Origin of the sequence: Stenotrophomonas sp. GD03930, assembly GCF_029839665.1 — a bacterium.
In the GTDB taxonomy this organism is placed as follows: Bacteria; Pseudomonadota; Gammaproteobacteria; order Xanthomonadales; family Xanthomonadaceae; genus Stenotrophomonas; species Stenotrophomonas forensis.
In genome coordinates, this window is record NZ_JAOCAV010000002.1 from 1,048,682 (window position 1) to 1,062,727 (window position 14,046).

Annotated in this window: 12 protein-coding genes; 5 read left to right on the plus strand and 7 right to left on the minus strand. The window is 68.0% G+C overall.

Features of this window, described 5'->3' with window-relative positions:
- The 3 genes from N5C18_RS15385 to N5C18_RS15395 all read right to left on the minus strand — a co-directional run bounded on the left by N5C18_RS15385 (nucleotide 1) and on the right by N5C18_RS15395 (nucleotide 1,480).
- Nucleotides 1-657 carry a hydrolase gene (locus tag N5C18_RS15385; RefSeq protein WP_279945004.1) on the minus strand — a complete coding sequence of 219 codons (657 nt, stop codon included), beginning with the start codon at nucleotides 655-657 and terminating at the stop codon, nucleotides 1-3.
- Complete coding sequence (locus tag N5C18_RS15390) at nucleotides 654-1,070, minus strand: AraC family transcriptional regulator (RefSeq protein ID WP_279945005.1); 417 nt, start codon at nucleotides 1,068-1,070, stop codon at nucleotides 654-656. The genes N5C18_RS15385 and N5C18_RS15390 overlap by 4 nt, the downstream gene beginning before the upstream one ends.
- A 77-nt stretch (nucleotides 1,071-1,147) precedes the next feature.
- Nucleotides 1,148-1,480 (minus strand): hypothetical protein, encoded by a 333-nt coding sequence (locus N5C18_RS15395; RefSeq protein ID WP_053450009.1) that lies wholly within the window; start codon nucleotides 1,478-1,480, stop codon nucleotides 1,148-1,150.
- A gap of 96 nt (nucleotides 1,481-1,576) precedes the next feature.
- Between N5C18_RS15395 and N5C18_RS15400 the strand changes: the two genes are divergently transcribed.
- Entirely contained in the window at nucleotides 1,577-4,606 is a 3,030-nt protein-coding gene (locus N5C18_RS15400) for a sensor histidine kinase (RefSeq protein ID WP_279945007.1), read from the plus strand.
- Nucleotides 4,599-5,252 carry a response regulator transcription factor gene (locus N5C18_RS15405; RefSeq protein WP_053508714.1) on the plus strand — a complete coding sequence of 218 codons (654 nt, stop codon included), beginning with the start codon at nucleotides 4,599-4,601 and terminating at the stop codon, nucleotides 5,250-5,252. Before N5C18_RS15400 ends, N5C18_RS15405 begins: the two co-directional genes overlap by 8 nt.
- Before the next feature lie 132 nt (nucleotides 5,253-5,384).
- Here the strand turns inward: N5C18_RS15405 and N5C18_RS15410 are convergent, their stop codons facing one another.
- Both N5C18_RS15410 and N5C18_RS15415 read right to left on the minus strand, forming a co-directional pair.
- Nucleotides 5,385-6,842 carry an amidohydrolase family protein gene (locus tag N5C18_RS15410; protein ID WP_279945008.1) on the minus strand — a complete coding sequence of 486 codons (1,458 nt, stop codon included), beginning with the start codon at nucleotides 6,840-6,842 and terminating at the stop codon, nucleotides 5,385-5,387.
- A gap of 51 nt (nucleotides 6,843-6,893) precedes the next feature.
- On the minus strand, nucleotides 6,894-7,592 hold the full coding sequence (locus N5C18_RS15415; RefSeq protein ID WP_279945010.1) for an ankyrin repeat domain-containing protein: 699 nt from the start codon (nucleotides 7,590-7,592) through the stop codon (nucleotides 6,894-6,896).
- 121 nt (nucleotides 7,593-7,713) lie between these two features.
- On the opposite strand from N5C18_RS15415, the gene N5C18_RS15420 reads away from it, so the two are divergent.
- Both N5C18_RS15420 and N5C18_RS15425 read left to right on the plus strand, forming a co-directional pair.
- Nucleotides 7,714-8,595 carry a LysR substrate-binding domain-containing protein gene (locus N5C18_RS15420; RefSeq protein WP_053450014.1) on the plus strand — a complete coding sequence of 294 codons (882 nt, stop codon included), beginning with the start codon at nucleotides 7,714-7,716 and terminating at the stop codon, nucleotides 8,593-8,595.
- A 132-nt stretch (nucleotides 8,596-8,727) separates the two neighbouring features.
- Nucleotides 8,728-9,165, plus strand: a complete 438-nt coding sequence (locus N5C18_RS15425) for a DUF3806 domain-containing protein (RefSeq protein WP_279945011.1) — start codon at nucleotides 8,728-8,730, stop codon at nucleotides 9,163-9,165.
- Nucleotides 9,166-9,209: 44 nt separating this feature from the next.
- Here the strand turns inward: N5C18_RS15425 and N5C18_RS15430 are convergent, their stop codons facing one another.
- Entirely contained in the window at nucleotides 9,210-10,370 is a 1,161-nt protein-coding gene (locus N5C18_RS15430; protein ID WP_279945012.1) for an amidohydrolase family protein, read from the minus strand.
- A gap of 185 nt (nucleotides 10,371-10,555) precedes the next feature.
- Here N5C18_RS15430 and N5C18_RS15435 point away from each other — a divergent pair, with 185 nt between their 5' ends.
- Nucleotides 10,556-11,200, plus strand: coding sequence for a hypothetical protein (locus N5C18_RS15435; protein ID WP_164086280.1), 645 nt, complete (start codon nucleotides 10,556-10,558; stop codon nucleotides 11,198-11,200).
- A gap of 82 nt (nucleotides 11,201-11,282) precedes the next feature.
- Here the strand turns inward: N5C18_RS15435 and N5C18_RS15440 are convergent, their stop codons facing one another.
- Complete coding sequence (locus N5C18_RS15440; RefSeq protein WP_279945013.1) at nucleotides 11,283-14,009, minus strand: TonB-dependent receptor; 2,727 nt, start codon at nucleotides 14,007-14,009, stop codon at nucleotides 11,283-11,285.
- Nucleotides 14,010-14,046: the final 37 nt, after the last annotated feature.

Here is a 14,046-nt window from a genome sequence, read left to right on the forward strand (position 1 = left end):
TCAGTGCCCGCCTTCCTGCGCGCCGAACATGCGCTTGGCGTACTGGATGCCGATGCCATAGCCGCCGGCGTGGTCGCGGGCGATGCCGGTGGTCAGCTCGTAGGTCTCGCCACGTGCCCAGTCGCGCTGCAGTTCAAGCAGGTACTGCACGCTGGTCGTCGGCACCGCGCCGGCCTGCACCATGCGGGTGATCGCACGCTCGTGGGCCTCTTCGCTGACATCGCCACAGGCATCGGTGATCACGTACACCTCGAACCCCTGCGCCAGCGCTGACAGCGCCGGACCGACGATGCAGACGCTGGTCCACAGGCCGGCAAGCACCAGGCGGCGCTTGCCGATGCGATTGATCTCCGCGATCACCGCCTGATCTTCCCAGGTATTCATCGAGGTCCGGTCGAACACCGGCTGGCCCAGGAAGATCTCCGGCAGTTCCGGGAACATCGGGCCGGAGAACGACGTTTCGGCCACCGTGGTCAGCAGCACCGGTACGTTGAAGCCTTTGGCGCCCTTGCTGATCAGCGACACGTTGTTGCGCAGCGCCGAGATGTCGATGGTATGGGTGGCGAATGCCATCTGCGACTGGAAGTCGATCAGCACCAGCGCGTGATCGGTGGGCGACAGCAGGGACGGGGCGGCAACAGCGGTGGCAAGGCTCATGGATGGACTCCGTTGGAAACATTTTCTGTGGGAAGCAACAGGGCCGCATCGCCGGCCAGGTACTGGCCTGGGCTGCAGCCGGTCTCGGCGCGGAAGCTGCGGACGAAATGGCTCTGGTCGAAGAAGCCCAGCTGCTGCGCCAGGGATGACATCGGCTGCTTCGCGCCCGGCAACAGCTGGCAGGCGCGCTGGATGCGGCGGCGGCGCACGTAGCGCAGCGGGCTGGCGCCCGTGCCGCTACGGAACAGGCGCACCAGATGGAAGCGACTGACACAGGCAGCCTCCGCCAGCTCGGTCACCCGCAGCGGCTGTGACAGGTGGTCATCGACATAGCGCAGGGCGCGCTGCAACGCCGCCGTCTGGTGCGGGGCCAGCGATGCGGCGGGCGAAGCAGGCAGGGAAACGGTGGCCATGGGGGACGCCGCAGAGGGGTGGCTCATGGTCGGTGCCACGCGCCGGAAGCCCTACCCCCGTCGGACGAAGCCGGCACCTACCCGAATGGGGGAGGCCGCCGCCCCAGCAGGCGACGGCCGAACAGCCGGGCATCCAGCGAATAGGCGCCCGGCCCAAGCAGCAGCAGCGCCAGCGGCAGTGGCGCAAGTGCCCAGGGCTGGGCCAGCAGGTACAGGCCCAGCGTTGCCAGCACCGCCGCCAGCGGGGTCAGCGCGCCCAGCACCAGCATCGCGGCCACCACCAGGCCGGGTATCGACCACTCACCGGCGTGCGCCGCCGGCATGCACAACGCAGCGGCCACCCACAGCCGCAGCCAGAGCAGGCCAAGGCCCGGTGCACGGTCGGGAAACATCACGAACAGGCGCTGCATGGCCGGGCTCCACGGAACATGCCGGGGTGATAGCCGAGCGGCGCGCCATGCGCCTACCCCGTTCGGGTCACCCTGGCCTGCCCCGTACCTGACAGAATGCCCGCCATGCGTGGCCGCCCCTTCCCGTTCCAGCACCGCCTGCCAGCGCTGCTGGCGTGCCTGCTGCTGTTGATCTCCCTGCAGGCGTTCGCCGTGCAGCGCCCTTTGCTGAGCAGCGGCCTGCCCGGCTACGAGCACACCGCCTGGCGGGTTGGCCAGGGCGCGCCCGGCGATATCTGGGACATCAGCCAGGACCGCGATGGCCTGTTGTGGCTGGCCACCGGCTCGGGCCTCTACCGCTTCGATGGCCGCCGCTTTGAACGCCAGCCGGCACCGGTCGGCAGCGCCTTTCCCTCCTCCAACATGGTCACGCTGGCGCACGGCAGCGATGGCGCACTCTGGATCGGCTACTTCCAGGCCGGCATCAGCCAGCTCGCGCGCGGCCAGCTGCACAACTACGGCCGCGGCCAGGGGGTGCCGGTCGGCGTGGTGCCACACTTCAGCCAGGCCCGTGACGGCCGGCTGTGGGCAGCCATCAATGGTGGCCTGCGCTGGTTCGACGGCCAGCGCTGGCAACCGCTGCCGAGCGGGAGCGGCGTGCCGGAGCATCGCGTGCAATGGGTGCTGCATGACAGCCGCGGCACTTTCTGGGTACTGGCCGACCTGAAGGTCTGGATGCGCGCATCAGGCGATGCCGTGTTCAAGGACACCGGCATCGCCGTATCGCAGATGGCGTCAATGGCCGAAAGCCCGCAGGGCGAAGTGTGGCTGGCCGACCGCGTGCGCGGCACCTCGCCGCTGGCCAACGCGCAGGGCCTGATGGCCGAGCATGAGCGTGAAGCACGGCGATTGCCGGATCTGGTCGCCGCGCGCCTGCAGTTCACCGCCGATGGTGCGTTGTGGGCCACGATGAGCCCACATGGCGGTGTGGCGCGGGTCACCTTCCAGGGCGATCATGCCGTACGCATGGAACGCTTCGATTCACCGCACGGGCTGACCGCCACGTCGGCCGTGCCGATCATCGTCGATCGCGAGGGCAACCTCTGGGTCGGCACCAATCTTGGCCTCAACCGCTTCCGCGCACGCAGCGTGCATACGCTCACCGCCGGCCCCAGCGACCCCTACCGCTCACTAGTGCGGGCCAGCGATGGACGCGTGTATGGCTATGGCGAGGACCTCAAACTGTACGATCTGCGCCGGCCGTTGCTTGACGGCAACGCCGCGCAGCTGCAGGCGGCCGCACGCCAGGCGCCCACACCGGTCTGGCAGTTCGACTGGGTCAACCTGGCACGCACGGTGGCCGGCCACACCACCCTGATTCCACTGCCGGCACCGTTCACCGGGCAACCGCTGCATGCCCTGCTGTTCGCCGACGACGCGCAGGCCTGGGTCTGCAGCGGCGAACACGGCGTGCTGCATTACCAGCATGGCCAGTGGCAGCGCGAAGCGCGCTTGCCGGAGCAGGCCTGTTCGTCGCTTGCATTGGACCGCGACGGCCAGCTGCTGCTCGGCTATGCCGACGGCCGGCTGCGCCGCATGCGCAGCACGGGCATCGACACCTTCGATGCCACCCAGGGGCTTGCCGTGGGGCCGGTGACCGCGCTGCTGCAGCATCAGGATCTGCTGCTGGTGGCCGGCGAAGCCGGCCTTGCCGCGCGCGTGGGAAATGGCCCATTCGTGCCCGTCCGCACTGACATGGCCGGTGTGCTCGAGGGCATCACCGGCATGGTCGCCGACGCACGCGGGCATTTGTGGCTCAATGGCAGCCGGGGCCTGGTGCGGCTGCGGAGCAACCAGCTGCGCCGCGCCCTGCGCACCGGAATACAGGTGACGCCGCGCCTGTTCGATGCGGTAGACGGCATGCCAGGCATTGCCCTGCAGAGCGGGCCGATCGCCACCGCCGCGCTGGCCGATGACGGACTGCTGTGGCTGGCCACCAACCAGGGCCTGGCCTGGCTGGATACCACGCGCTCGCATGTCAACATGATGGCGCCCAGCGTGCGCATCGGCGAGGTGCTGTACGGCAGCGCACACCAGCCCCTGCACGACGGCCTGCGCCTGCCGGCAGGCACCAGCCAGCTGCAGATCGACTACGTGGCGCTGTCGCTGGCACGCCCGGAGCGCAACCGCTACCGCTATCGCCTGTCCGGCGTCGACGACGGCTGGCAGGACGCCGGCAGCAGTACCCGTGCGTACTACACCAACCTGGAACCGGGCAATTACCGCTTCGAGGTGGAAGCTGCCAACGAAGACGGCATCTGGAGCACCACGCCGGCCAGCCGCAGCTTCCGCATCGCGCCCACGTTCATGCAGACGGTGTGGTTCAAGCTGTTGTGCGCAGCGGCGATACTGGCACTGCTGGTGATGGCCGTACGCATCCGCAGTGGCCAGCTGGCGGCATTGTTCCGTGCTCGTCTGCAGGAGCGCCACGGTGAACGCGAACGCATCGCCCGCGACCTGCATGACACCCTGCTGCAGGGCAGCCAGGGCCTGATCCTGCGCCTGCATGCGATCAGCCAGTCCGCGCAGACCCCGGCGCCGGTGCGCAGCCAGCTGGAGTCGGCGATGCAGCTGGCCGAGCGCAACCTGGCCGAAGGCCGCGAGCGGGTCAACGCATTGCGTGATGGCCCGTTCGCCGATCGCGACCTTGCGTCGGCGCTGGCCGATGTGCACGCCGAGTACGCCGGCAAGGGCACCAACCCGCTGCGCCTGACCGTGGAGGGGGCAGCGCCACTGCTTCAGGCCGACGCCGCTGAAGAGGTCTTCCTGATCGGGCGCGAGGCGATCCGCAATGCGCTGCGTCACGCCGACGCCAGTGCCATCGAGGTGGAGCTGTCCTACGGCACGCGTTGCTTCCTGCTGCACGTGCGCGATGATGGCGTGGGCATCGCCGACGAGCACGCCGGCCACGGCCACTGGGGCCTGCAGGGCATGCGCGAGCGGGCGCAGCGCCTGGGTGCCGAGCTGCAGCTGTGGACCCGCCCTGGACTGGGTACCGAAATTGCGCTGGCGGTTCCCGCGCGGCGCCTGTATCACCGACTTCCATCGCGTTGGCGCTGGCCCTGGAGCACTCCGAAGCATGACTGAAATCCCTGCCCCGATCCGCGTCCTTGTGGTCGATGACCATCCCCTGCTGCGCGACGGCCTGGCGGCGCTGCTGGGCGCACAGGCCGACCTGCAGCTGCTTGGCGAAGCCGCCGACGGCGAAGAGGCCATCGCGTGCTACCAGCGGTTGCACCCGGACGTGGTGCTGATGGATCTGCAGATGCCACGCCTGGACGGTGTGGAAGCAATCGTGCGGATCCGCGCGCTCGACCCGCGCGCGCGGATCATCGTGCTGACCACCTACCGCGGCGACGTGCGTGCGGTGCGCGCACTGCAGGCCGGTGCCAGTGCCTACCTGCTGAAGGACATGCTGCGCCATGAACTGGTCGACACCATCCGCATGGTGGCCGGTGGCCGGCGCGCACCGATCCCACCGGCGGTGGCTGCCAGCATCGCCGCGCACGTGGTGGAAGACCGGTTGTCACCCCGTGAAACCGAGGTGCTGCGGCACGTGGCGTCTGGCCTGTCGAACAAGCGCATCGGCGAACGCATGCAGATTTCCGAGCAGACGGTGAAGGCGCACATGAAGAGCCTGATGGACAAGCTTGGCGTGGGTGATCGCACGCATGCGGTCACCCAGGCGCTGCGGCGCGGCATCATCAGCCTGGATGACAGCGCTCACGATTGACGCACGGATCCACGATCAGTAGATCCACGCCATGCGTGGATGAATCCCAACCGGATCGAATACTTGGACAGCGGAACAGATTGAGCCGAGCATGGCTCGGCTCTACCGGAACGGACGAGCCCAACGCCGCCGTCAGTTGGCCTTGGCTGCCCCGGCATTCCAGGCGGCGACCTTGGCCTTGGTCTCGGCCAGCATCCTGTCCAGCGCGGCACGGTCATACACATTGCCACGCAGGATCACGCTGTCGATCTTCTCGGTCGCGGCGATGTCCTGCAGCGGATTGGCGGTCAGCAGCACCAGGTCGGCGGCCTTGCCGGTGGCCACGCCACCGTAGCGATCGATCTGGCCGAACCAGGCCGGGCCGGAACGGGTCGCCGCCGACAGTGCCTGCGGTGCGCTCAGGCCTTCTTTCACGAACAGCTGCAGTTCCTGGTGCAGGGCGATACCCGGGAAGTTGTACGAGTTCAGGAAGCCCGCATCGGTGCCGGCGATGATCGTCACGCCGGCTTCCTGCAGCAGCGGCAGCACTGCGGCCACCTGGTGGTACTGCGCGTGGCGCGCTTGGATCTGCGCGGGCGTGGCCTTGGCGGCGCGATCCACGCGCCACTGGTAGGTGGCACGCAGGCCCGGGCCGATGTAGGCCAGGTACGGGTCGTTGGCGTGGTCATCCTGGTCGAGGAAGTCGAGGATGCGGCCACCGTTGAGGGTCGGGGTCACGAACACGCCACGCCTGGCGAAATCGCGGTAGGCGTGCATCGCGGTCTCGCGGTCGAAGCTCGCGTCGAGCCGCCGGTTGGCTTCGGCACGGTCGATGCGGCCGGCGCCGAAGTCGGCTGCAATCTGCGCCTCGTCCTTGCTGCCGGCCTTGAACGCATAGTCCAGGTGCTCGATCGAAGCCAGCCCGGCATCGACGGCCTGCTCCACGGTCAGCGCCATCGGGATATGGCCGGACGCCTTGAAACCCGCCTTGCGTGCGGCACTGGCCGAGTACAGGAACAGCTCCGGCTTCAGCGTGCTGTCGGTGATCTTCACGAAATCGACCTTGTCCTGCTGCAGGCGGGCGATCGCCTGGTCGACGTCCGCCTCGCTGCCCACTTCGATCGTGCCCTTCCAGACCGGCTTGATGCCTTCGATCTTCGCGCCCGAACTGAGCAGGCGCGGCCCGAAAAGGGTGCCCTTGGCGATCTCGCCACGCCACTGCAGCACCTGCTCGGGCAGGTCGCCGGAGCAGTCACGCACGGTGGTGATGCCGTGCACGATGTACAGCGGCAGCAGCGCCTTGTTCTCTTCGATCAGCGCCGGGCCGCCACCGAAGTGCACGTGCATGTCCCACAGGCCCGGAATCAGGTACTTGCCCTTGGCATCGATCTGGCGGGCGGTCTTCCACTGGCTGCGCAGCTGCGCATCCGGACCAACGGCAACGATGTCCTCGCCGCGGATCACCACGCTCTGCCCAGGCAGCGTGTTGGCATGTTCGACATCCACCACGGTGGCATTGCGGATCAGCAGGTCGGCACGCTCGGCGGCCGAGGCCGACAGCGGGGCCACTGCAACAAGGACGGCAAGAGACAGCGAATGGAAACGGAACATGGACAGCATCCTGGTGAGCACGCGCAGCGTGCGGGTGGAAGGGGTCAAGCCTCAGCGCACCGCGCCGTACTGGCGCAGCAGTGCTTCGATGTCGGTGTAGCCGCGTTGCCGCGCATGGGCCAGTGGTGTCACGCCATCGCCGTCGTCCCGTTCGGGATCGGCACCGGCATCGAGCAGCAGCTGCACGATCTGCACATGACGCGGTCCTCCATCGCCGAGCAGGATCGCTTCCAGCAATGCAGTCCAGTGCAGGCGGTTGACATGATCCACCGCAACGCCCGCGCGCAGCAGCGTGCGCACGGTGGCGACGTGGCCGCGCTCGGCGGCCGGAATCAGCGCGGTACCGCCATAGCGGTTGGTGCTGCGCAGATCAGCGCCGTGCGCCAGCGTCATCGCCAGGATTTCGTCCAGGCCACGCGCACCGGCGTACAGGTAGGCACTGTCCTGCAACGCATCCTTGGCATTGACGTCGGCACCGGCTTCGATCAGTTCGCGCGCGGCATCCACGTTGTTGCCATGCGTGGCCAGCAGCAGCGCGGTGCGACCTTGGCCGTCGCGTGCTTCCAGATCGGCGCCCTCTTCCAGCGCCGCGCGCACCGCCTCGCTGTCGCCGCGGGCGGCCGCGTCGCGCAGGCGCGCATCGGGCGAGCCCGCGGTGGCCGAACATGCAGGAATGGCCATCGCCAGCAGGCACAGCAGCAGCAGGCGCCCCAGCGGAGCGGGCCAGCGACGGCAACGATGGATACGCATCTTCGTTTCTCCTGTTCGGCGGGTCCTGCGGGCGCTGCCGGCACAACCGCAGCGCCATGCTTGCCGCCCCCTTTCCTGCATGGTAGAAGTCGCCACTTGCATCCAGAAGTGAAATGTTCAAATGCCAGACAGTGCCAAATCGAATAGAACCCTGTTCGAACTGGACCTGCTGCGGGCGCTGGTGATGGTGGCCGACTGTGGCAGTTTCACCACCGCCGCCACGCGACTGCATTCGACCCAGTCCACGGTCAGCCAGAAGGTGCGCCGCCTGGAGGAACTGGCCGGGCACCGCCTGCTCGAACGGGGCCACCGCGATGTGCATCCCACCGATGCCGGCCACACCCTGCTCGGCTATGCGCGGCGCATGCTCGACCTGAACGAGGAAATGGCGCAGGCACTGGCCGGTGCCACGGTGGAGACCGCCGTACGCATCGGCGTGCCCGAGGACTTCGTCAACGCGCAGACCACGCGGATGCTGGCGGCCTTCAGCCGTCGCCATCCGCAGGTGAAGCTGGAGATCAGCAGCGGACTGAGCCGCGACCTGGCGCACGGATTCGACCATGGCGAGCTGGACCTGGTGCTGGTCAAACAGCGTCGCAACACGCGTCAGGCCGTGCACTGCCGGCGTGAGCCTATGCATTGGATCGACAGCCTGCGCAGCAGCTGCCTGCAGCTGGATCCGCTGCCGCTGGTCACCTTCCCGCCGCGCGGGCTGTATCGCGACGAGATGATCCACGCCGTGGAAGCGCTGGGCCTGCGCTGGCGCATCGCCTTCACCAGCTCGTCGCTCAGCGGCATCCAGGGCGCGGTGGCCGATGGCATCGGCATCAGCCTGCTGCCCCGACGCGCGGTCATGCGTGAACACCGCATCATCGATGGTGAGCGCGACCTGCCGGTGATCGACAACTACGAGATCGGCCTGCTGCATCGCGCCGATGCCGATGACGCCGTGCGCGCGCTGGCCAGCGAGTTGTGGCGGCAGGTGCAGCGCGAACCGGATTGAGCAGCGTAGATCCGCGCCATGTGTGGATGCGTTTCGCGCATCAGACATCGATATCTGAACAATCCTGCCGCGCCTGGGCGTCACATCGCCAGATACAGTGCCCACTGTTTCCGTGCTCCGCGGCGCCTCGCCATGTCCGACGAAATTCCCGCCCGCTTCGATCCCCTGCCCGCTGCCCTGCAGACCCATCTGCAACACCAGCGGTCGTTGATCGCTGCACGCGTGGCGGCCGGTTTCCCCAGCCTGCCGGTGCAATGGCCACTGCCAGCCAGCACGCTGCAGCGTGTGGTCGACGCCGAACTGATCGACCGTGACGACGGCGACGGCTGGGAGGCCCTTGGCGTGGCGTTCGGCGACACCCTGGCCCAGCGCGTGCCAGGCCTGGTGTGGATGCAGGTCACCGACGCCTGGGGCATCGATGCGGTGCTGCGCTATGCCGACAGCAGCCTGCAGATCGGCGCCAGTACGCTGCTGCTCAAGCGCGTCGAACAGGGCGAGGTGATCGACATTGCCCACCTGCTGGCGTGGCTGGAGGAGTTCGTCGCGACCCGCGCCGACGATTACGTGTGAGCCGCGCGCCGGATTCGATCGCATCACCCACGCATGGCGTGGACCTACAGCCAGCGGCCGTCCACCACCACGCGGCGTTCCACTGGCACTGCAGCCACCGCCGCCGGGCCATGGTCGGCACGCACCGCGACAAAGGTGGCCGGTAAGCCCTCCGCAAGGCCGTACTGCGGCAGCCCGATCACCTGAGCGGCATGGGTGGTGACCATGTGCAGCGCCAGCATCAGGTCGGCGTCCGTGTAGAAGCCGGAGCGGTAGCCCAGCAGCATCGCCCGCTGCAGCAGGTCGCCATTGCCGTACGGCCACCAGCAGTCGCGGATGTTGTCGTTGCCGGCGAACACGCGCACCCCGGCATCATGCAGCGGGCGCAGTGGCGGGAACGGATGGTCGCCCGGTGCATTGCTCATGATCGCTACGCCGGCCGTTGCCAACGCCTCGCCGACCTGCAGCGCGCGCGCCAGCGGCACCTCACCCAACGAATAGGCATGGCTGACCGCCACCCGGCCCTGCAATCCGGCCGCCCGGGTCCGCGCAGCGATGCGCAGCAGCTGTGCCAGCCCGGTCTCGCCGGGTTCGTGCAGATGGATGTCCAGCCGCACGCCATAGCGCTCGGCCAGGCCGAACAACAGCGCCAGCTGCCCTTCGGCATCGCCGTCGAGGGTGGTCGGGTCGATGCCGCCCAGTACCTCCACGCCCGCGGCAATGGCCTGCTCCAGCACTGCGGCGGTGCCTGGGCAGGACATCACCCCGGCCTGCGGGAACGCCACCAGCTGGATGCGCACGATGTCGGCACAGCGCAGCGCCGCCTCGCGCACCGCGTCCAGATGGCGCAGCCCGGTACTGCCATCGATGTCGACGTGGCAGCGCATCGCCACCGTGCCGAAGCCGCTGCACTGGCGGATCAGCGCCTCGGCCCGGTCGATCATCGGTGCCGCGCCCGCCACCGCCGCCTTCTCCACCGCCAGGCGCTCACGCAGGCTGTTCACCGGTTGGTGCGGATGCCAGCGATCACCCACGAAGCTCTTGTCCAGGTGGATATGGCCGTCCACCAGGCCTGGCAGGACGGCAAAGCCGCTCAGATCGACGCTTTCCGCACCTTCGCGCGGCGTGCCTTCTGCGTTCAGGCCGCTGATGCGTCCGTTGCGGATGTGGAAATGCAACGGTGCACCGTCGCGATCCACGCCGCCATGGACGAACTGAAGCGTCATCGGAAACTCCCGCAAAGCCAGGTCATGGCGCCATCCTGCGCCCCCGGCACCCCCATCGGCCAACGAAATATCTGGATGCCATGCATTCATCAGAACGATGAATGCCGCAACGACGGCCGGCCGCTGCCACGCCGTGCACACGCCTGAACGGGTACCATAGGCACCTGTTTCCGCTGTGATGCCGCATGGGCCCGTCCGACCGCCACGATCGTCTCCGCCGCTGGCAGGCCGCGTCCCTGCTTGCCGCCGCCCCGATCGCCAGCCTGTCCGCCACTGATGCCGCCGCCACTGCACCGCTGCAGGCACCGCCTGGACAGCAGCGCATCGCGCCGGCTGCGCTGGTCGAACGGCTGCACCAGCGCGTGCTGTCCGGGCAGAGCGCTACCGCCACCCTGGAGCACTGGTGCGCCGAGCATGGCCTGGCCGAGCAGGCACGGGTGCGTGCGGTGCGCGTGCGCGGCCAGGACAAGCCGGCACCGGCCGACGTGTTGCAGGCGCTGGGCGCGGCGCAATCCGGTACCGCCCTGCGCTACCGCCGCGTGCAGCTGGTCTGTGGCAGCCGCGTGTTGTCCGAGGCCGACAACTGGTACCTGCCCGGCCACCTCAGCCCGGCCATGAACGACGTGCTGGACAGCACCGACGAGCCCTTCGGGCGCGTGGTCGGCCCGCTCGGCTTCCAGCGCCAGACCCTGGCCGACCAGACCTTCTGGCCGCCGCGCGGCGAAGGCGATCATGGCGTGATCCTGGAAGTGCGCGCCCTGTTGCGCGACCGCCAGCAGCAGCCTTTCAGCTATGTCATCGAGTCGTACCTGCAGCAGGCGCTGCCCTGAACCGACGGCGGGCGCAGCGGCACCGCACAATGAGCCAAAAGCAGAAGGCCCGGCAATGCCGGGCCTTTCGCTTGCAGCGGGATCAGCGGAACCGGTAGTCCAGCTGCAACCAGTACTGGCGGCCATACGGGTCGTAGTTGCCGACCGGATAGAACGGCCAGCCGCCTCCGTTCCTGTCTGCCGGCGGGCGGCTGTCGCGCAGGTTGTTGACGATCACGCCCACCGACAGGTTGTCACCAAACTGGCGGAACACGCTGGCGTTGTAGGTCATGTACGGACCCATGCGGCCACTGCCATCACTCTTTGGCAGCGAGCCGAAACGGTTGCCATACAGCGTGGTGGTCCAGTCACCCTGGTTCCAGGTGATGCTGCCGTTGGCCTTGCTGCGCCACTGGTAGTCATCCAGCGAATTGCGGATGTCGCGCTCCGGGTCGTCGGAGAACTGCCGGTATGTGTGCTCCAGCACCACGGTGTAGGCCAGGCGCGTGGTGAAGCGGCCATAGCGGCCCGCATCGAAGCGCCAGTTGCCCTTCAGGTCCAGGCCGCGCACCGATTCGGACGCCGCGTTGATCGGGTTGATCAGCACGCGGGTCACCTGGTCCGGTTGCACGGTGGCATTGGAGGGGTTGCGGATCACCCGCGACAGCGCGTCCTGGCACAACGGTGAGCCGATATCACGCGCCTCGCCGCCCAGCGTGCGGCCCAGGCGGCAATCGGCCTCGTCGCGCAGGATGCGGCTGGTGTCGAGGCTGGTCACCTCGTTGTCGATGCGGATGTCGTAGTAGTCAGCGCTGAAATCCAGCCCGGCCAGCGGCGACCAGACCACGCCGAAGCCATAGGATTTGGCGGTTTCCGGCTGCAGCTGCGCATTCGCGCGGTTGCTGTAGTCAATCGACAGGCCGTTGTAGTCGCAGTTGTCATACGACTGGCCTGCGGTGCGGCAACGCCAGTAGTCGGTCATGCCCGGGTTGTAGCCACGGGTCTCGGTGGCGAACACGTAGTTCATGTCCGGCGCGCGGAAGCTGGTCGCAGCGGTACCACGGATCAGCAGGCTCTCGATCGGGCGGAACTCCACGCCGAAGCTCCAGGTGGCCTTGCCGAGGTGCTCGCCGCCGGCACGGTACTGGTCGTAGCGACCGGCCAGGGTGGTGGTCAGCGACTTCAGCAACGGCAGTTGCAGTTCAACACCCGCCGCATAGCGGTCGCGCTCGCCCCCGGCACCGATGCCGGCGCTGGTATTCCAGAACTCTCCACTCCCCAGCCGCGGATCAGGGCGGTTGCGGTAACCCTGGCTGCCAGCCTCGACCACCGCCGCCAGCGCGGCATCACCGCCGGGCAGCTCGAACAGGCGGCCGTTGATGCTGGCGCTGAAGGTCTGCAGCCACGCCGCATTGCGGCTTTCCTGGTAATCGGACAGCCCCGCGTACTCGTTCGGCGTCAGCGGCTTGAACAGGCGTGCCGGGTCCGGCGCATAGACCTCCACGCCATCGCGCACGCCCAGCTTCGGGCCGAGCAGGTATTCGTTGATGCCGGCCAGCAGTACCGGGCGACGGGTACGGTTCTCGTAGCGGGAACGGCTGTAGACCGCTTCATAGTCCCAGTCGCTGTCGCCGATCCGGCCTCGCGCGCCGACGTTGAACGACCACGAGTTTTCCAGGAAGCGGTTGGCGTTGCGCGGCAGGCCACCAATCTCTTCCGGTGCGAAGCGACGGTACCAGCTCTCCAGGTTGCCGGTGGTCTGGTTGTAGAAATAGTTGCGGGCCGACGTCCAGGTGGGCGCGCGGGTGTTGTTGGTGATGCGTGCGCTGCCCAAGGCCAGATCGGCGAACAGGTCGGTGGTCTCGTTGACGTGGAAGGTCAACAGGCCATACCCATTGAGGTTGCGCTTCTCGGTCTGCACGGTCCAGTAACTGGCAGCAGCCTCGTTGCTGCCGCAGTACCAGCCCTGGCGCGGGTTGAAGGCACGGAACACACTGCCGCCGTAGATGCCCGACGCCGGGTCGCAGCCGTTCGTACCCGGGTCGATGTTGCGGCCGGTGGCGGCGTTGCGCCGGTAGGCGATGGCGGTGGCCTGCGGCGCCTTGCCGGTCGGGTCATCGTCCAGCGAATCCATGAAGTCGCGCTGGCGCGCGTGGATCGCCTTGCGCACATCGAACTCGAAGCCGAACAGGCCGTCCCAGCGCTCACCGGAACCGCCGCCGACCACCTGCACGCGCTGGTTGTCGCCACCGCCCTGCTGGGTACCGCCAGCGCGCACGTTGACGTCCACGCCCTCGAAGTGGTCCTTGAGGATGATGTTGACCACGCCGGCGATGGCATCGGAGCCGTACACCGCCGATGCACCGGCAGCCAGCACCTCGATGCGCTCGATCAGCGCGCTCGGAATGTTGGCCAGGTTGACCACGTTCACCGAACCTTCGTAGGCCAGTGGGTAGTCGGACTGGCGTCGGCCGTTGACCAGTACCAGCGTGCGGTTTGGGCCCAGCCCCCGCAGATTGATGGTGTTGGCGGCCGGGGTGAACGTATTGCCGAAGTCCTCGCCCTGCACGTTGCCGGTGTTCTCGGTCAGGGCACTCAATGCATCGAAGGCATTGCGGTAGCCCTGTGCATCGATCTGCTCACGGCTGATCACCGTCACCGGCGACGGCCCCTCGACGCTGGCGCGGGGAATGCGCGAGCCGGTGACCTTCACTTCCTGTAGCTGGGTGGGTGCGCTTTCCTGCGCGAAGGCCGGCGACGAGACCAGCATCAGGGACGACAGCGCAAGCACCAGCGGACGCGGGCGCAGCGCCTTGTGAGAGGCGGACATGGGCTTCCTGGAGGAGTGGGTGGTGGCACGGGCGGCG

Bases quoted from the DNA above. Each gene is read 5' to 3' on its own strand.
- N5C18_RS15385 (WP_279945004.1), bottom strand. From the start codon at position 657: ATGAGCCTTGCCACCGCTGTTGCCGCCCCGTCCCTGCTGTCGCCCACC.
- N5C18_RS15410 (WP_279945008.1), bottom strand. From the start codon at position 6,842: ATGTTCCGTTTCCATTCGCTGTCTCTTGCCGTCCTTGTTGCAGTGGCC.
- N5C18_RS15425 (WP_279945011.1), top strand. From the start codon at position 8,728: ATGTCCGACGAAATTCCCGCCCGCTTCGATCCCCTGCCCGCTGCCCTG.
- N5C18_RS15430 (WP_279945012.1), bottom strand. From the start codon at position 10,370: ATGACGCTTCAGTTCGTCCATGGCGGCGTGGATCGCGACGGTGCACCG.
- N5C18_RS15435 (WP_164086280.1), top strand. From the start codon at position 10,556: ATGGGCCCGTCCGACCGCCACGATCGTCTCCGCCGCTGGCAGGCCGCG.
- N5C18_RS15395 (WP_053450009.1), bottom strand. From the start codon at position 1,480: ATGCAGCGCCTGTTCGTGATGTTTCCCGACCGTGCACCGGGCCTTGGC.
- N5C18_RS15405 (WP_053508714.1), top strand. From the start codon at position 4,599: ATGACTGAAATCCCTGCCCCGATCCGCGTCCTTGTGGTCGATGACCAT.
- N5C18_RS15400 (WP_279945007.1), top strand. From the start codon at position 1,577: ATGCCCGCCATGCGTGGCCGCCCCTTCCCGTTCCAGCACCGCCTGCCA.
- N5C18_RS15390 (WP_279945005.1), bottom strand. From the start codon at position 1,070: ATGGCCACCGTTTCCCTGCCTGCTTCGCCCGCCGCATCGCTGGCCCCG.
- N5C18_RS15415 (WP_279945010.1), bottom strand. From the start codon at position 7,592: ATGCGTATCCATCGTTGCCGTCGCTGGCCCGCTCCGCTGGGGCGCCTG.
- N5C18_RS15420 (WP_053450014.1), top strand. From the start codon at position 7,714: ATGCCAGACAGTGCCAAATCGAATAGAACCCTGTTCGAACTGGACCTG.
- N5C18_RS15440 (WP_279945013.1), bottom strand. From the start codon at position 14,009: ATGTCCGCCTCTCACAAGGCGCTGCGCCCGCGTCCGCTGGTGCTTGCG.